This is a genomic window from Pseudomonas fakonensis, assembly GCF_019139895.1.
GTDB lineage: Bacteria > Pseudomonadota > Gammaproteobacteria > Pseudomonadales > Pseudomonadaceae > Aquipseudomonas > Aquipseudomonas fakonensis.
Genome location: NZ_CP077076.1, coordinates 2,626,391 through 2,643,395, shown reverse-complemented (window position 1 = coordinate 2,643,395; position 17,005 = coordinate 2,626,391). Strand labels below are relative to the sequence as shown.

11 protein-coding genes are annotated in these 17,005 nt (G+C 66.3%); 6 read left to right on the top strand and 5 right to left on the bottom strand.

The window, feature by feature from the left end; genetic code table 11:
• Positions 1–148 precede the first annotated feature (148 nt).
• The 4 genes from KSS94_RS11915 to mnxG form a co-directional block, all read right to left on the bottom strand.
• Positions 149–805 (bottom strand): SCO family protein, encoded by a 657-nt coding sequence (locus KSS94_RS11915; protein WP_217843173.1) that lies wholly within the window; start codon positions 803–805, stop codon positions 149–151.
• Positions 802–1,455: an SCO family protein gene (locus KSS94_RS11910; RefSeq protein WP_217843172.1), complete on the bottom strand. Its 654-nt coding sequence runs from the start codon at positions 1,453–1,455 to the stop codon at positions 802–804. Before KSS94_RS11910 ends, KSS94_RS11915 begins: the two co-directional genes overlap by 4 nt.
• Positions 1,452–3,431 carry a cytochrome D1 domain-containing protein gene (locus KSS94_RS11905; RefSeq protein WP_217843171.1) on the bottom strand — a complete coding sequence of 660 codons (1,980 nt, stop codon included), beginning with the start codon at positions 3,429–3,431 and terminating at the stop codon, positions 1,452–1,454. The genes KSS94_RS11910 and KSS94_RS11905 overlap by 4 nt, the downstream gene beginning before the upstream one ends.
• Positions 3,432–3,766: 335 nt before the next feature.
• Positions 3,767–9,610 (bottom strand): manganese-oxidizing multicopper oxidase MnxG, encoded by a 5,844-nt coding sequence (gene mnxG, locus KSS94_RS11900; RefSeq protein ID WP_217843170.1) that lies wholly within the window; start codon positions 9,608–9,610, stop codon positions 3,767–3,769.
• 255 nt (positions 9,611–9,865) lie between these two features.
• Between mnxG and KSS94_RS11895 the strand changes: the two genes are divergently transcribed.
• On the top strand, positions 9,866–11,173 hold the full coding sequence (locus KSS94_RS11895; protein WP_217843169.1) for a substrate-binding domain-containing protein: 1,308 nt from the start codon (positions 9,866–9,868) through the stop codon (positions 11,171–11,173).
• A 185-nt stretch (positions 11,174–11,358) separates the two neighbouring features.
• Positions 11,359–12,348, top strand: coding sequence for a TerC family protein (locus tag KSS94_RS11890; RefSeq protein WP_217843168.1), 990 nt, complete (start codon positions 11,359–11,361; stop codon positions 12,346–12,348).
• A 35-nt stretch (positions 12,349–12,383) separates the two neighbouring features.
• Here KSS94_RS11890 and KSS94_RS11885 read toward each other — a convergent pair whose 3' ends face one another.
• Complete coding sequence (locus tag KSS94_RS11885) at positions 12,384–12,677, bottom strand: DUF1330 domain-containing protein (protein WP_217843167.1); 294 nt, start codon at positions 12,675–12,677, stop codon at positions 12,384–12,386.
• Positions 12,678–12,755: 78 nt separating this feature from the next.
• On the opposite strand from KSS94_RS11885, the gene ribBA reads away from it, so the two are divergent.
• From ribBA to KSS94_RS11865, 4 genes are all read left to right on the top strand, one after another.
• The gene (gene ribBA / locus KSS94_RS11880; RefSeq protein ID WP_217843166.1) at positions 12,756–13,877 is read left to right on the top strand and encodes a bifunctional 3,4-dihydroxy-2-butanone-4-phosphate synthase/GTP cyclohydrolase II; all 1,122 of its coding nucleotides are present in this window, start codon (positions 12,756–12,758) and stop codon (positions 13,875–13,877) included.
• Positions 13,878–14,238: 361 nt separating this feature from the next.
• Positions 14,239–15,267 carry an ABC transporter substrate-binding protein gene (locus KSS94_RS11875; protein WP_217843165.1) on the top strand — a complete coding sequence of 343 codons (1,029 nt, stop codon included), beginning with the start codon at positions 14,239–14,241 and terminating at the stop codon, positions 15,265–15,267.
• The gene (locus KSS94_RS11870) at positions 15,264–16,181 is read left to right on the top strand and encodes an ABC transporter permease (RefSeq protein ID WP_217843164.1); all 918 of its coding nucleotides are present in this window, start codon (positions 15,264–15,266) and stop codon (positions 16,179–16,181) included. The genes KSS94_RS11875 and KSS94_RS11870 overlap by 4 nt, the downstream gene beginning before the upstream one ends.
• Before the next feature lie 6 nt (positions 16,182–16,187).
• On the top strand, positions 16,188–16,994 hold the full coding sequence (locus tag KSS94_RS11865; RefSeq protein WP_217843163.1) for an ABC transporter permease: 807 nt from the start codon (positions 16,188–16,190) through the stop codon (positions 16,992–16,994).
• Positions 16,995–17,005: the final 11 nt, after the last annotated feature.

Here is a 17,005-nt window from a genome sequence, read left to right as displayed (position 1 = left end):
CAAGATTGCCGGGGCTGCTGCGCAGCCCATCGCGACACAAGGCCGCTTCCCACAGAAGCGCGGTGCATCTGCAAGGCTTGTTCTCTGCGCGACAGCGCAGCCCGCAGGGCTGGGTAGTCGCCTACAGGGAATCGGGTGCTCATGGTATTCACCGCCCCGCCAGGGGTTGCGCCAGCAGCTGCATGCGCTGGGCAATGGCGACGGCCGGGGCGTCGGGGCGGATCTTGCTCCAGCGCTTGCCGGCCACATCGCCTGCAATCAGCTGCGTGGAATGCTGCTCGGGGCTGGGCAAAAACTGGCCCAGGCGCCCCAGCACCAGGTCGACGCTGGCCTTGTCACCAGTCAAGAACAACCAGTTGGGGCCATCCACGCCGTGCTTTTCAGCGAACGCCTTGAGCACCGCCGGGCTGTCGTTGAGCGGGTCGCTGCTCAACGACACGAAGGTCACCTGGGACGCCAGCTCAGGCCCCATGGCTTCGCGCACCTCGCGCAGCTTGCGGGTAATCAGTGGGCAGGCGTCGTTGCAATGGGTGAACACCACGTTGAGCATCACCACCTTGTCCTTGAGCACATCGCTGTAAAAGCGCAGCGCCCGGCCGTTCTGGTCGGTGAGCAGGGTGTCGGTGAACCAGGCCTGGGCATCGCGGGTACCGCCAGCGCTGGCGATTGCCGGCGGTGCGGGTTGCGCTGCGGGGGCATGGCCCTCGTGGGCCAGGGCCACCGAGGCGAAGATCCACAGGCACACACCCAGTGCCACCCAGTCGAAGCCGCGCATGCCGGTGCGCCGATGGCTCAGGCTGCTCATGGCTGCACCTGCTGGCCGGCGATGGCCGTGCTTTTGGCATGCACCCGGCGCGCACCCAAGCGGTTGACTTCGTTGACCAGCACGCTGGGGTCGGTGAAGCCGAAGTAGCGCGTCCAGTGGCCGGTGCGCCCGTCGCCCACCAGGATCAGCGGCGGGTGCTCGCTGAGGTTGGCGCTGAAGCTGCCCAGGCCCTTGAGGGTTTCAGTGATGGCGTAGGGCGAGCCGGTCAGCCAGCTCCAGCCCGGCCCATGCTGGAAGGTGCGGGCGTAACTGGCCAGGCGCTTGGCGTCATCGCGCTGCGGGTCGACGCTGATCGACACCAGGCGCACTTCCTCACCCACCCGGCCGCCCAGTTGCTGCTGGACCTTGCCCATGATCGACGACACCACCGGGCACACCGTGGTGCAGCTGGTGTAGATGAACCCCATGACTACCAGATGATCGCCCACCAGGTCCTTCTCCAGGCGCACTGGCATGCCGTTCTGGTCGAGCAGCGGTACGTCGGCAAAGCGCACGCTGGCTTTTTCCTGGCGCGTGGCCGTGGGTTGTTCGGGCTTGCCAGCGTGATCATGACCGCCATGGGCCAGGGCCAGCTGGCTGGCCAGCAGCAGGCTCAGGGCAAGCAGTTTGCCGCCGTCGACAGGCTTCATCGCACACTCCTGGGTTCCCCTTGGGAAGCGGTTGGCGCCGCCGCGGCCGGTAGCACGCGCAGGCTGGTGTAGTTCTCTTCGGCAAACTTGCGGCCAAGGCTTGGCGACTGCACGTGCAGGTACCAGGCACCGGCCTCGCCAAGTTCCAGCGGGGCCTGGTAGATGCCCTCGCCCACTTCGCTCAGCGGCTGGTTGCGCGGCAGCGACGACGGCGCCAGGAAGTAGCGCAGGCTCAGGTCGCCCAGCCCCAGGCGTGGCTGGCCGTCCTCGCTGAGGATGCGCACCTGGGCCATGTACGGGCTGTGCTGCAGCAACGGCTCGGCGGTGCCGATGAACTCAGCGTGCACGCCCTTGCGCCGGGCGCTCTGTGGCAACGCCGCCACCTCGGTGCTGAAGCAGTGGATGATCTGCGGCTGGTTGAGCAAGAAGGCCACGTCGAAAGTGCCGGCCGCCGGCAACTTGACCGTCGAGCCGTACACCCCCGGCGCCACCTCGCGCAGGCTGCGGTCGACCACGATCGCCGCGCGGGCCTGGTGGCCACGGTTGTTGTAGCCCGACATCGGCGCGTTCATGCCCTCGGCGTAGAAGTACGTGGTGTTGTCCACCGGGTTGACCACGAACACCGAGTTGTCGTCACGCGACACGCTCACCGCCTGGGCCAGCGGCAGGTCACCGGCCTGGCGCGGCGCCGCAGGGCCGGCCTCGAAGCCCTGGACGATCGGCGTGCGGCCCTGGCCGAGGCTGGCCAGGTTGATCATGCTCACCTTGGGCGAAGCCAGGCCGCGCACGTAGGCGTAGCCCTTGGTGAAGGCCACCTGGTAGGGCTCGGCAGCCACCGGGATATGGTGGATCAGCTGGTCGCTGCTGGCATCGATCACCAGGGCCTGGTTTTCCAGGGTGTTGAGCACCAGGCCAAAGCGCCCGTCGCTGCTAAAGCGCAGCGGCCCCAGGCCCGGTTCGGCCTGTACCGTGTGGCGCAGCTGGTGGCGGCGCGCATCGAACACCCGCACCTTGCCTTCCTGCCCGTCGACCACATACACCGCCTGGGACAGCGCCGAATAGGCCACCGACAACGGCTGGCTGCCGGCCGGCAGGGTCTTCACCAGGCGCATCTCGGCGATGTCGATGACGCTGAGGGTGCCGGCATCGCGGTTGCTGACAAAGGCAAAATGCGAGTCGGCGCTGAAGGCGATCTCGTGGTGCCCGGAGCCGGTAATGAACGACTTGAGCGTGCTGCGGCTGGGCACATCGATCACCGTCACCCCGCCCTTGGCCGGGTCGCTGCTGTTGTTGCCTACCCACAGCAGGCGCTGGTCGGGCTGCAGCGCTACCCGCAGCGGCTGCTCACCTGCTGGCAGGGTGGCCACGCGGGTGAAGGTTTCGGTGTCGATCAGCGCCACCTGGTTGCGTTCGGGCATGGACACGAACACCTGGCGGTCGTCGCTGCTGGCCACCCAGTCCATGGGCTGGCCCGGCAGCTCGATGCGCGCCAGGGTGCTGGTGACCCCGCCCACCGACACCGTAGGGTCGATCACCGTCAGGCTGGCGTCCTTGTTCAGCATCAGCAGGAAGTAGCTGTTGAGGTCGAGCAGTGGCCGCGCGCCGATGCTGCTTTTCAGAAACAACGCCACCCGCGCCTTGCAGCTGCTGTCGCGGTCGCCCAACGGCGCCGACTGAGCAGGGTCGAGCCAGGCTCCGGGGGCCATGCCCGACAGCGGCTGGCCACTGTTCTGGTCGCTGACTTTGAAGCGGATGCTGGCAAAGTCGCCCTCGCGCAGTACACCGTTGCCCAAGGGCCTGGCTTCGAACTCCACGGTCACGCCGTCGCGGTTCAGGCGGTGCCCGGTCTCGGGCTCGGCGGGCTCTTGCAGCAGCTCGCGGGCATCGCACCAGAGGTTTTCGTAGGCCACGCCCAGGCCGATCAAGGCCCAGCCCAGCAGCATGCCTATGTAGGCGGGGTGCAGTCGGCGTTTCATGGTCGCAGGCCCTCTGGTCGCAGCACAGGCAGGTGCGGGGCTGGGTGTTCGAGCGGGATGAGCATGCTGCACCTCCGGGGAGACTGGGGCTTCTGCTGTGGCAGTAGCAAGGGCCGTGCCACGAGTGAATATTGTTTTAATTCAATAAGTTGCGATATCAACCCGAGAAAGTTGGGGAGGATTCCCCAGGCCCCTTCCCCGAAGCCGGGGCCGGGTGTGAAAACCCTGTAGGAGCCGGCTTGCCGGCGATAGGGCCAGGAGCCCCAGCCCATCACGCTCAGGTGTGAGGGTTTGCAGGCCCGGCCCCATCGCCGGCAAGCCGGCTCCTACAGGATTTACTGCCCCTGGGGCTGCGCCGGCGGAGCCTCCTGGGTCACCCGCAGCAGCCCCCACAGCCCCGAGGTGTTGCCGTAGGCGGCGTAGTCGCGGAACAGGTAGTCCCCCGGCACCGCGTTGGCGCCACCGGCACTGGGTAGCATGAAGCTGAAGTGCGCCGCCGGCAGCACGCTCTCCTGGGCGCCGATGTACATGGCCATGGGGTTGTAGCCAAAGCGCACCGAGCCGATGCCCGGCAGGCCCATGGGGTAGCCGCCGGCATCGCTCTTCTCGGCCTGGTAGCTGTGCAGCGGCCACAGGTGCCCGTCGAGCTGGTAGGTGATGCCGCGGCTGCCGCCGCTGGGCATCAGCACGTGGCTGCGCACCGGCTGGCCAGGCTTGGCCCACAGCACCGGGGTTTGCGGATCGCCACCTACCAGGGCGTTGCTGTAGGCCATGTGGGCATTGGTTACGTCGGCAAAGCCTGCGCCGTCGGCATGCCCGAACGGCGCGTCCGGCGCCCGGGCAAAGCGCAGCCACAGCGGCTCGGTGCGGTAGTTCATGGCCATGTTGCCGTTGTCTTTCGGGTCGCCCGGCACGCCGTTGCCTTCGGTGGCGATGCCCTCCACCGGGCGCCCGTCAGCCCAGCGCATGTTCATCGAGCGCTGCCACACGGTGATGAAGTCGCGGTAATCGGGCTGGCCGCTGACCTTCACCGTGGCCTGGGCGCGGGTGGCGCTGTCCTCGGTCCAGGTGGCGGTCTGCGGCAGCACGCTCATGGCGCCCACCAAACCCTTTTGCGGCTGCTTGATGACATCTGCCGGGGTGAAGTTAAGGCCGCCGAACTCGATGGCGGTGCTGTCGATGTTGTCGACAGTACGGCCCAGTTGCAGCACCGGCTTGCCTTCACGTTCCAGGTGGCCGGCGTAGTACTGGTACACCCGGGTTGGCCAGGCACCGCTGTTGCCGACGCGCGGCGGCACGGTTTGCAGCGGGTTGAGCCCCACGTTCACGCCATCGGACTTGGTGATGTCGTAGGCCAGCAACTGCGCGTGCAGGCCTACGTGGCTGGAGGGGCGCATGAGGTTGTTGTTGAACGCGGTGGAGCCTTCGCTGCCCATGCGGTCACGCTTGACCACCTGCTGCATTACTGCGGTGCTGGGCAAGTCGGGCATCATCAGTGGCAGGCGGTTTTCCAGGGTGATGCTGATGCAGTCGCCGGCATTGGCACGCAGCATCAGCGGCTCTACCGGCACCCCGGCCTTGAGCTTGCCGGTGCTGGTATCGAGGTCGGCCTTGCGCACGTACAGAACGGCGGTGGGGTCGTGCAGCGGCGAGCTGTGGCCGCCGACGCTGAACGGGGTACCGCCCTCCTCGTCGAGCACCGTGGCCAGCGGGATGCTCACCTTGCGGCTGTTGAACACCAGGGTGCCGCCGTTGGCCTTGAGCGCAGCGCCCACGTGCTGGCCGATGCCGGCCGGGTCATTGATGCTCACCCCGTGGTTGTTGGCGAGGATGTCATTGGCCAGCGCAGCGACGATTTCATAGTTGCGCTTGACCGTGGGCCGGGTGCCGATGCCATTGGCGTTGGCCGTGGTCTTGGGGCAGATGCCGTCGAAGTTCACGGTGTTGCGCATGGCCACCGGCTGCGGGTTGTTGGGCAGCGGGAACAGGTCGGCGCGTTGCGCGGTGTAGTTGCGCATGATGCCCCAGATACCGTTCCAGTAGCCTTCCAGCGCGGCGTCCAGCGAGTACAGGTAGTCGCCGTTGGTAGCGGCGGAGCTGGAGATCATCGACACCGGCGCCATGAAGCCGAGCTGTTCGGAAATACCGACCATCTGCGACGACTTCCAGCCGGAATTGGAGCTGTTGCCGAAGCCCGAGCCGTTCTGCAGCCATTTGACCCCGTGCAAGGTGACGTTGTGCTCCTCTTCATGGCCGCCGGCATGCACCCGCAGGCGCACGTTGTCGCCGGAATAGGTGCGCAGCAGCGGGGTGAACGGGTCGCCCGGCTCGGTACCCTTGTTGATGTGCGGCGGGAAGCGCGTGGTGCCGCCGGTGGGGCCCACCGCCTGGGTGATCGCCGAGGGCGCCAGGTTCATCGCCGGGATGGCGCGGTCGGTGCGGGTTTGCATGGCGTAGGCCAGGTCGCCGCCCAGGCCGTCGGCCTGCATGCCGCGCTTGCCGTCCGGGCCGACCTTGTTCGGGTCGAACACACGCAGGGCCAGGGGCTCGTTGCGGTAGTTGACGACGAACATGCCGGGGTCGTCGACCGAAATGGCCTGCGGGCATGGCCGGCTCGGGCAGCCGGGGTTGAGCCCGCCACGGGACTCGACCACCGACTCGAGCAGGTTGGAGGCCTTCTGGCGTACCGGCGGGTTGATGGCGTAGCGGAAGCTGTCGGCGGTGGCCGGGTAGGACTGGGCGTTGGGCACCCCGTCCGGGCCTGCGCCAACGTATACGCCAGCCTCGTAGGCGTGCTGGAAGTCGCTGTACTCGAGGAAGAACTCGCGGTAGCTGTCGTTGCGCCCGTCACCGTTGTGGTCGCCGGTCTGGATCACCGCCTGCCACGAAGTCGGCCCGCCGTCCTGGCGCTGGGCCGGGTTGTACAACTGCTCGCCGGTTTCGGCGTGGTACCAGGTGGAGCCGGCGGGTTCGGCCAGCACGGTGGCGTACAGACCCAGTTGCTGGTGGGTCGAGGGGCCGAGGTGGTCGTGGGTGAAGATGGTGCCCAGGCCACGGTCGACGTTGTGCACGTTGACCAGCGGGTCGGCGAACCAGCGCTGCATGGCGGTACGCGCCCCTAGCCAGTCGGTGCGCCCGTAACGGCCGAAGAACGGGTGTTGGCGGGCTTGCGGGCAGGCTGCAGTGCCGTTGCGGGTGTCGGCCTCGCTGCACTGGTTGTAGGCACGGATGGCGTGGATGCGCTCGACCACACTGCCGGGCGAGAGAATGCCGTCTTCGTAGTTCCAGCCGTTGGCCGAGCCGTCGGCGGCGGTCAGGTCCCACTTGGGCAGGTGGATATGCTGGCCGATCACGTCGGTGGGGGTGCGCACCTGGTAGTCGTCCATCTCGTAGTACGAGGGGATCAGGTTGGTGTGCACGTACTGGGTGCAGTCGAAGGTGTTCATGCGCATCACCAGCGGCTCTGGCGGGCGCTGCTTGGTGATCACAGGCCAGGCGTCCTCCCACAGGGCGAGGATGCGCGCCTGCGGGAAGTGGTAGCCAACCTTGTTGTACACCGCGTCGAACTGGATGTTGGCGCCCTTGTAGATGCGCGGGCGGTCGGCGGTGAAGGTGGAGGCGCCACGGAAGTTGAGCCCGGTTAGGCTCTCGCCGCTGAAGAACTCACCCACGCCTGCGCCTTGGGTGAGGCGCTTGCCGCGGTCGTCCATGCATGGCTCGTAGAATGGCGCGCCGGCGGTGGGTAACGCACCGTTGGTACGGAACGCCTTGGCCACGGGGCTGGCGCCAGGCATCAGGGCGAAGCTTGGGTGTTCGGCCTTGGCGTGGTACTGCATGGCCGCCTGCTCGACCTCGGTGCCCTCCTCGGGCAGGTAGATGGGCTTGGCCTTGTGCACCACCTTGGAGAAATCCAGCTTGGTGGTGGTGGTCACCGCCTCGCCACCGGCCGATACGCCGTCCAGCGCATGGCGGCCAAGGCCGCCGTCCCAGCCGTCGACCTGGTTGGCATCAAGGTTGGCCCACAGCGCCTTGCCGCTGTTCTTCAGCTGGCGCGCCAGGGCCGGGTCGAGCATGTCCAGCGGCGGGGTTGGCGGACGCTGGCCAACGCTGCTTTCCATGCCGCCGATCCAGAACGGGTAGCCGGGGTTCTTCAGGCTGCCGTCGGCGTTGCGGTTGCTTTCGCTGCGGTCGACCAGGGCCAGGGAGCCGACGGCGCGGGTGGCGGTGTTTTCAGCGGGGTGGTCATCGCCCTCTTGCTGCGCCACCAGGGCCTCGCCGAGCTTCGGCACCACCGTGACCTTGCCCGGCATCGGCGCCATGGCCTTGCCGGGCAGCGGCACGATGGCCGGGATCGGCGTACCGGCGACAATCTCGCCGTCGGGCAACGCCCGCGCGCCAGGCGCCGGCATGCCGCTGCGCAGGGCGAACGGGGTGCTGTGAAAACCGTTCTCGCCCTCGCCGCTGACCGCCAGGCGCGTGCCGGGCTCGAACACATCGTGCACCCGCCACATGGCCCACATGCCTTGGGCGAAGTGCGGGTAGAAGTGGCAGTGGTAGATGGCATCGCCCGCCACGCGGTTGCGATTGCCCGAACCGCCGTTGGCGATTTCGTAGGTGTAACCCACCCCCGGGCCGATGCCCTGGGCGTCAATGTAGTCGGAGTTGTCGTCGTTGGGGTTGAACAACCACTGGTGGCCGTGCAGGTGGAAGATGTGCTGCTCGTGGCCGTTGTGGGTGTTGCGAAACTTGGTGAAGTCACCGATGTAGCTGTGGTGCACGTTGGCAGGCTCTGCCGGGTACAGGGCCATGCTGGCCTTGACCCCGGTGGCGCTGGCTGGCGGCACTTCGCCCGGGCGGATGCGCTCCAGGCCAACGTTGGCCGGCACGTCCACCAGGGTGCCGATGTCACCCACGGTGTGGGCGCTGAGGAAGAACTCCTCGTAGGCGCACGACAGGCAGTCGTGCATCGGCCCCACGCCCAGGCGGTTGGCCACAACTTCCGCGCCCATGCCACCGGAGCCATAGTTGATCATGAACGAATCGCGGGTTGGTTCCAGCACATGGCCCATGACCGGGTCGGCCCAATAGCCGGGGAACGCCTGGGTGCCGGCCACTTCGTCGGCGAACTGCGAGGCGAAGTCGCGGAAGGCCTCCAGGCGGTTGGGCAGTGCCGGGTTGCGCTTGCCGAGGCTTTCCAGCGGGTAGGTGCTGGGCGGGAAGCTGCCGTCGGGGTTGGGGCCCATGACGATGGCGTCGGTTTCGCTGCTGATGATCTCCAGCCCGTCGAGCATGGCGATGATCGGCTTGCCGGCCTTGCCTTCGCTGAGCCAGGGCTCGCCTTGCGGGTAGCGCGCCTGGTAGTCGATCACTGGCTGGCCGGTGGCGGTGCGGCCGGTGGTGGCCAGGCGCATGTCTTCTTCAGCCAGGGTGTTGCGGTAGCTGCGCCCGCCTTTGGGCAGCACGATCACTTGCCCGAACAGGCCGTTGGCGACGTTGCCGGCGTTGCCCTCGCCGCCGAAGGTGGCGCCCAGGCTGGTGACGGCGAAGGCGCCTTCGCGCTCGGCGTACAGGGTGTAGCTGCGGGTGTTGCCGGGGGCGACCAGGAAGTTGCCATTGCGCCCGGTGTTGGCGGCTATGTCGGCGATGCTGTTGACCGCTTGCAGGCCGTTGACCTGAAAGCCGACATGGCGGTCGCTGACCTGCTCGTCGGCGATGAAATGGCCGTCGCCTTGCACTTCGGGCAGCTCGTTGTCTTCGCCTTCTTCGCCTTCTTCGCCTTCGGGCTGCTCGGGGTGGATGCCGTGCTTGTTGGGGTTGGCCTGGTAGGCCAGCAGGTTGGTGAGGGTGACGGTCAGGCATTCGCCGGCGGCCAGGCGCAGCACGATCGGGCGTGGGCGCTTGTCGGGGCGCAGGGTGACCTTGCCGGGCACCGCGGCGCCGCCGCGGGTAAGGGGTACGTTGCGTTCGTCGACCACGTCCTGGCGCAGGGCGTAGATCATGCCGTTGGCGTTCTGTGCACCGAGGCGGTTGAACATCAACGGCTGGTCGAGGGCGACCACGTTGGCGGTCAGGGTGCGCTGGCATTGCACGGCGGCTTCGGCTTCGCTTTCGGGGTTGCAGCCGAGCAGTGCGAGGAGCAGCGAAGGGAGCACGGGGCCTTTGCGCAGAGTGGTCGTCATCGGGCACCTCCAGGGGGCGCTTGGGACTCTGCGGTCATGCTCAGCAAGCGCCGTGCCAGATATAAATTTGTTTTATTTCAATGAGTTATAAATCCATTGAGAATGAGATTGGGGGAGATTCCCCGGGGGTGGGGGTTGGGGTTCGCGGTGGTTCAAGGTATTGGCGAACACCTGAGAAATACCCCAACCACGGTCATCCAGCCGTCACGCAACTGTCGTAATCTGCGCCAAAATTCTGTGCCAAAGGTCCCCGGCATGCGCCGCCTGCTCGCTCTTCTACTCTGCCTGCTGCCAACCCTGGCGCCCGCAGAGCCCGCACAACTTCGTATCCAGGGCTCCAACACCATCGGTGCTGCCCTGGCTCCCGCGCTGGTGCGCGGCCTGCTGCAATCCCAGGGCGCCACATCGATCGAGACCCTGCCGGGCGCTGCAGCCAACGAAACCGTAGTCCGCGCCCGCAGCCGCAATAACCAGCCGATACGCATCGACATCGCCGCCCACGGCTCGAGCACCGGCTTCGGCGCCCTGGCCAGTGGCGAGGCCGACCTGGCAGCAGCCTCGCGGCCAATCAACGACCGCGAAGCCCAGCAGCTGCAAGCACTGGGCGACCTGCGCAGCGCTGGCGCCGAACAGGTGATCGGCCTGGACGGCGTGGCGGTGATCGTCCACCCGGATAACCCGCTAGGCCAGCTCACCACCGAGCAACTGGCACAGGTGTTTTCGGGCCAGGTGCGGCGCTGGGAGCAACTGGGCGTGCCTGGCGGCAGCATCCACCTGTATGCCCGGGACGACCGCTCGGGCACCTTCGAAACCTTCAAGGCCCTGGTGCTCGACCCGCAGCATGGCCAGTTGTTCAGCGAAGCCCGGCGCTTCGAAGCGGCCGACGAACTGGCCGAACGGGTGATGGGCGACCGCCAGGCCATTGGCTTTAGCGGCCTGGCCACGGTACACGGGGCCAAGGTACTGGCAGTGGCCGATGGCGATGCCCCCGCCCTGCCCCCCAGCCGCGCCCTGGTGGCCAGCGAGGACTACCCGCTGTCGCGGCGGCTGTTCTTCTACCTGCCCGCCCACGCCCGGCCCCAGGCCCGGGCCCTGGCCGAGTTCGCGCAGAGCCCGGCCGGGCAGGCGATCGTCGCCGAGCAGGGGTTCGTCGCACAGCAGGTCAAGGCACTGCCGGTACCCGCCCAGGCCGACATGCCACCGCGCTACCGGGCGCTGGCTGGCGAGGCCAGCCGGCTGAACGTCAACTTCCGCTTTCAGGAAGGCAGCGCCAGCCTCGACAACAAGGCCCTGCGCGATGTGCAGCGGGTTGGCGACTACCTGCGCCAGGCCGGCAAGCTGCAGGGCAAGGTGGTGCTGGTGGGCTTTGGCGACCCCAAGGAAACCCCGGGGCGCGCCGCCCTGCTGTCGCGCCTGCGGGCCATGGCCGTGCGCCGCGAGCTGGCGCGGGCGGGGGTCGAGGTGAAGGAAGTCATGGGCATGGGTGATGAGCTGCCGGTGGCGGGAAACGACCTGGAACAGGGCCGGCTGAAGAACAGGCGGGTTGAAGTGTGGGTGTATTGAAGGCAGCAGAACATGCGCACCCTGTAGGAGCCTTGCTACCGGTAATCAAATGTAACACCCCATGCTGCCCTTCCCGACCAATCACTACTAGGCTCACCCCATGTGATGCCGGGCCCCTCTGACGGTTAGCGCCGCCATGTCGGAATCACTGTTGCCATGCAACGTCGACAATCAAGGAGGGGCTCATGACAGCTCTGCACACATTCCTCTTCACCCCGTTCCTCGGTACCAGCACCTGGTTGTGGCTGGTGTTCATCACCATCGTCATCGCTTTGCTGGTGCTCGACCTCGGCGTGCTGCACCGCCAGGACCGCGAAATCGAAATGCGCGAAAGCCTGCTGCTGTACGCCGGCTATTTCAGTGTCGGCGTACTGTTCGGCCTGTGGGTCTGGCACCAGTTGGGCGCGCAGTCGGCGCTGGAGTTCTACACGGGTTTTCTGGTCGAGCAGTCGTTGTCGATGGACAACGTGTTCGTCATGGCGATGATCTTCAGCTTCTTCGCCATCCCCCGCCGCTACCAACACCGCGTGCTGTTCTGGGGCATCCTCGGGGTGGTGGTGCTGCGGGCGATCATGATCGGCGTGGGCGCAGCCTTGGTGCAGCACTTTGCCTGGGTGCTGTATATCTTCGGGGCGTTCTTGCTGTTCACCGGCATCAAGATGGCGCTGGCCAAGGACGACAACCACGTCGACCTCGCCAACAACCCGGTATTGCGTTTCGTGCGCCGGCACATGCGGGTCACCGACCAACTGCATGGCCCGCACTTCTTCGTACGCCTGACCCCGCCCGGCGCCAGCCAGGCGGTACGCTACGCCACCCCGCTGTTCCTGGCCCTGGTGCTGATCGAGCTGGCCGACCTGGTGTTCGCGGTGGACAGCGTACCGGCGATCTTCGCCATCACCCAGGACCCGTTCATCGTCTACACCTCGAACATCTTCGCCATCCTCGGCCTGCGTTCGCTGTACTTCGCCCTGGCGGCGCTGATGCACCGCTTCGTCTACCTCAAGTATGCACTGGCCATGGTGCTGGTGTTCATCGGCTGCAAGATCTTCTGGCACGGGCTGGTGGGCAAGGTGCCGCCGGAGCTGTCGCTGGGGGTGACGTTCGGCCTGCTGGCCGGCGGCGTGGTGCTGTCGCTGCTGCGCACCCGGGGGCAGGCAAAAGCAGACCTGTGAGCCGGCTCCTACAGGTTTCTATGTGATACCACCGATCAGGGCTGGAAGCCCTCGACAATGATCACCTCGGCCTTGGCCACCCCTTGGCGGTGCTTGCACGCCTCTTGGTACAGGTCGGAGCGGTAGCACGCCACGGCCTGTTCGTATGAGTCGAACTCGATCACCACGCTACGCTGTGGTGTGGGCCGCCCTTCCATGGCCTCGCTGCGCCCGCCGCGGGCCAGAAAACGCCCGCCAAAGGCAACGAACGCCGCCGGGGCGCGCTGGGTGTACTGCTGGTACTGCTCGGGGTCGGTGACGTCCACGTGGGCGATCCAGTAGGCCTTCATCGGTCGTACTCCTGCTTCAGGGATATTTGTGTATGATGGTATACCATAAAAACCACCCGACCACCGTGAGCGTGCAGCATGGCATTCAACAGCATCGAAGAACTCCTCGAGGACTACCGGCAAGGCAAGATGGTCCTGCTGGTGGATGACGAAGACCGCGAAAACGAAGGCGACCTGTTGATCGCCGCCGAGCGCTGCGACGCCGCAGCCATCAACTTCATGGCCCGCGAGGCGCGCGGCCTGATCTGCCTGACCCTCACCGACGAGCACTGCCAGCGCCTGGGCCTGGAGCAGATGGTACCGAGCAACGGCAGCGTGTTCAGCACCGCCTTCACCGTGTCCATCGAAGCCGCCACCGGCGTCACCACCGGCATTTCCGCGGCCGACCGGGCACGCACCGTGGCCGCCGCCATGGCCGCCGACGCCCGCCCCGAGCACCTGGTGCAGCCCGGCCACATCTTCCCCCTGCGCGCCCGCGAAGGCGGCGTGCTGACCCGCGCCGGGCACACCGAAGCCGGCTGCGACCTGGCGCGCCTGGCCGGCTTCAGCCCGGCCTCGGTGATCGTCGAGGTACTCAACGACGACGGCACCATGGCCCGCCGCCCGGACCTCGAAGTGTTCGCCGCCCAACACGGCATCAAGATCGGCACCATCGCCGACCTGATCCACTACCGCCTGAGCACCGAGCAGACCATCAAGCGCATCGGCGAGCGCGAGCTGCCCACGGTGCACGGCACCTTCCGCCTGGTCACCTATGAAGACCGTATCGAAGGCGGCGTGCACATGGCCATGGTGATGGGCGACATCCGCCGCGAGCAGCCCACCCTGGTGCGGGTGCATGTGATCGACCCGCTGCGCGACCTGGTTGGCGCCGAATACGCCGGCCCCGCCAACTGGACCCTGTGGGCGGCGCTGCAGAAGGTGGCCGAGGAAGGCGCCGGGGTGGTGGTGATTCTGGCCAACCACGAGTCCTCGCAAGCGCTGCTGGAGCGGGTGCCGCAACTCACGCAACCGGTACGCCCCTACCAGCGCGGCCAATCGAAGGTGTATTCGGAGGTGGGCACCGGTGCGCAGATTCTGCAGGACCTGGGCGTGGGCAAACTGCGCCACCTGGGCCCGCCGCTCAAATACGCAGGCCTTGCCGGGTATGAGCTGGAGGTGGTGCAGAGCATTCCGTTCGAACCCACCCTGCAAAGCTGACCCCCACAAGGAGCGGCCTTGTGTCGCGAAAGGGCCGCGAAGCGGCCCCGGCAACTCACGTGTCTACGCTGAACCCCCGGGGCCGCTGTGCGGCCCTTTCGCGGCACAAGGCCGCTCCTACAGGAGTCGTGCCCGTTTCCGACTTGATAGGCAAGAAGATGGAGTGATGGCCGGTCGCCCACACCCCCTTGCGAAAAGTTTGGAATACCATAATATGATATCCCGTAGACCTTGAAATCTTTGGCCGAACCTACAATCACAAGACGGCCACGCGACACACATTGATAGCTGCTCCCCGAACACTGTTGGCGGGCGCACCAAAAGCCCCGCCTCGAATAACAAAAGCAACGAGGGCGTAACCATGCTGTTGAGCAAACGTGTAACCGCAGTGCTGTCCGCCAGCCTGCTGACCCTGGCATTTCAGGCCGCTCAGGCCGCCAACGAAAGCGTCAACTTCGTCAGCTGGGGTGGCACCACCCAGGACGCCCAGAAAGAATCCTGGGCTGCGCCGTTCACCAAGGACACCGGCATCAAGGTGGTCCAGGACGGCCCTACCGACTACGGCAAGCTCAAGGCCATGGTCGAAAGCGGCAACGTGCAGTGGGACGTGGTCGATGTCGAAGCCGACTTCGCCCTGCGCGCCGCCAGCGAAGGCCTGCTCGAACCCCTCGATTTCAGCCAGATCCAGCGCGACAAGATCGACCCACGCTTCGTCTCCGACCATGGCGTCGGCTCGTTCTTCTTCTCCTTCGTGCTCGGTTACAACGAAGGCAAGCTCGGTGCCAACAAGCCGGTGGACTGGACCGCACTGTTCGACACCAAGACCTACCCTGGCAAACGCGCCCTGTACAAATGGCCCAGCCCCGGCGTGCTGGAACTGGCCCTGCTGGCCGACGGTGTAGCCCCCAAAGACCTCTACCCGCTGGACCTGGACCGCGCCTTCAAGAAGCTCGACACCATCAAGAAAGACATCGTCTGGTGGGGCGGCGGCGCCCAGTCGCAGCAACTGCTGGCCTCTGGCGAAGCCTCGCTCGGACAGTTCTGGAACGGCCGCGTGTACGCCCTGCAACAAGATGGCGCACCGGTGGGTGTGAGCTGGAAGCAGAACCTGGTCATGGCTGATTTTCTGGTCATCCCCAAAGGTGCCAAGAACAAGGACGCGGCCATGAAGTTCCTGGCCAAGGCCAGCGGCGCCCAGGGCCAGGCCGACTTCGCCAATGCCACCGCCTATGCCCCGGTCAACACCGACAGCGTCGCGCGCCTGGACAAGCAACTGGCCACCAACCTGCCAACCAACTACCCCAACGACCAGGTCACCCTCGACTTCGCCTACTGGGCAAAAAACGGCCAGGCCATCGCCGCCCGCTGGAATGAGTGGCTGGTCAAATGAAAGTCGCCATCAACGCCCTGCATAACGCGCAAGGAGCCCCTTCGGGGGCCGGCGCACCGGGGGCGGCAGACCGCCGCCCACCCTTGAGCCAACGCTGGAAAGGCAGCCGCAACCTGCTGCCGGCCCTGCTCTTTCTCGGCCTGTTCTTCTTTGCCCCGCTGGTCGGCCTGTTGCTGCGCGGGGTGCTCGAGCCGGTGCCGGGGCTGGGCAACTACGAGCAACTGTTCGCCAACTCGGCCTACGCGCGGGTGCTGTTCAACACCTTCTCGGTGGCCGGCCTGGTCACCCTGATCAGCGTGTTGCTGGGCTTCCCGCTGGCCTGGGCGATCACCCTGGTGCCCAAGGGCTGGGGCCGCTGGCTGCTGAACATCGTGCTGCTATCGATGTGGACCAGCCTGCTGGCGCGCACCTACTCGTGGCTGGTGCTGCTGCAAAGCTCGGGGGTGATCAACAAGGCGTTGATGGCAATGGGCATCATCGATGCGCCCATCGAGATGGTGCACAACCTCACCGGCGTGGTGATCGGCATGAGCTACATCATGATCCCGTTCATCGTGCTGCCGCTGCAGGCGACCATGCACGCCATCGACCCGATGGTGCTGCAGGCCGGTTCCATCTGCGGCGCCAGCCCCTGGACCAACTTCTGGAAGGTGTTCCTGCCGCTGTGCCGCTCGGGGCTGTTCTCGGGTGCCTTGATGGTGTTCGTGATGTCGCTGGGTTACTACGTCACCCCGGCTTTGTTGGGCGGGGCGCAGAACATGATGCTGCCCGAATTCATCATCCAGCAGGTGCAGTCGTTCCTCAACTGGGGCTTGGCCAGCGCCGCCGCGGCACTGCTGGTGGTCATCACCCTGGTGCTCTTCTACCTGTACCTGAAGCTGCAGCCGGAATCCCCGGTCGGCAACGCGAGGTAAACCGCCATGCTTCTGTCCCCCAATGCCATGGGTCGCCCGCTGCGCACCGGCCTGTACCTGACCACCGGGGTCATTGCGGCCTTCCTGCTGCTGCCGGTGGTGTTCATCGTTCTGCTGTCGTTCGGCTCCTCGCAGTGGCTGGTGTTCCCGCCACCAGGCTGGACCTTCAAGTGGTACGGCCAGTTCTTCTCCAACCCGGAGTGGATGGACGCCGCCCTGGCCAGCCTGAAGGTGGCCGTGCTGACCACCATCGCCGCCGTGCTGCTGGGCCTGCCCACCGCCTTTGCCCTGGTGCGTGGCCGCTTCCCGGGGCGCGAGATGCTCTACGGGCTGTTCACCATGCCGATGATCGTGCCACTGGTGATCATCGCCGTGGCGGTGTATGCGCTGTTTCTCAAGCTGGGCTACACCGGCACGCTGTTCGCCTTCGTGGTCAGCCACGTGATCGTCGCCCTGCCCTTCACCATCATCTCGATCATCAACTCGCTGAAGCTGTTCGACCAGTCGATCGAGGATGCTGCAGTGATCTGTGGTGCCTCGCGCCTGCAGGCGATCTTCAAGGTGACCTTCCCGGCCATTCGCCCGGGGATGATCGCCGGCGGCCTGTTCGCGTTTCTGGTTTCGTGGGACGAGGTGGTGCTGAGCGTGATGATGGCCAGCCCCGACCTGCAGACCCTGCCGGTAAAAATGTGGACCACCCTGCGCCAGGACCTGAGCCCGGTGATTGCCGTGGCCTCGACCCTGCTGATCGGCCTGTCGCTGCTGGTCATGATTATTGCCGCCGCCCTGCGCCGGCGCACCGAAAACGCCTGAGCGCGGAGAAA

What these genes read in the sequence shown, in the direction of transcription:
- KSS94_RS11915 (WP_217843173.1), bottom strand. Translation starts at nt 805, where the DNA reads ATGAGCAGCCTGAGCCATCGGCGCACCGGCATGCGCGGCTTCGACTGG.
- KSS94_RS11910 (WP_217843172.1), bottom strand. Translation starts at nt 1,455, where the DNA reads ATGAAGCCTGTCGACGGCGGCAAACTGCTTGCCCTGAGCCTGCTGCTG.
- KSS94_RS11905 (WP_217843171.1), bottom strand. Translation starts at nt 3,431, where the DNA reads ATGAAACGCCGACTGCACCCCGCCTACATAGGCATGCTGCTGGGCTGG.
- mnxG (WP_217843170.1), bottom strand. Translation starts at nt 9,610, where the DNA reads ATGACGACCACTCTGCGCAAAGGCCCCGTGCTCCCTTCGCTGCTCCTC.
- KSS94_RS11895 (WP_217843169.1), top strand. Translation starts at nt 9,866, where the DNA reads ATGCGCCGCCTGCTCGCTCTTCTACTCTGCCTGCTGCCAACCCTGGCG.
- KSS94_RS11890 (WP_217843168.1), top strand. Translation starts at nt 11,359, where the DNA reads ATGACAGCTCTGCACACATTCCTCTTCACCCCGTTCCTCGGTACCAGC.
- KSS94_RS11885 (WP_217843167.1), bottom strand. Translation starts at nt 12,677, where the DNA reads ATGAAGGCCTACTGGATCGCCCACGTGGACGTCACCGACCCCGAGCAG.
- ribBA (WP_217843166.1), top strand. Translation starts at nt 12,756, where the DNA reads ATGGCATTCAACAGCATCGAAGAACTCCTCGAGGACTACCGGCAAGGC.
- KSS94_RS11875 (WP_217843165.1), top strand. Translation starts at nt 14,239, where the DNA reads ATGCTGTTGAGCAAACGTGTAACCGCAGTGCTGTCCGCCAGCCTGCTG.
- KSS94_RS11870 (WP_217843164.1), top strand. Translation starts at nt 15,264, where the DNA reads ATGAAAGTCGCCATCAACGCCCTGCATAACGCGCAAGGAGCCCCTTCG.
- KSS94_RS11865 (WP_217843163.1), top strand. Translation starts at nt 16,188, where the DNA reads ATGCTTCTGTCCCCCAATGCCATGGGTCGCCCGCTGCGCACCGGCCTG.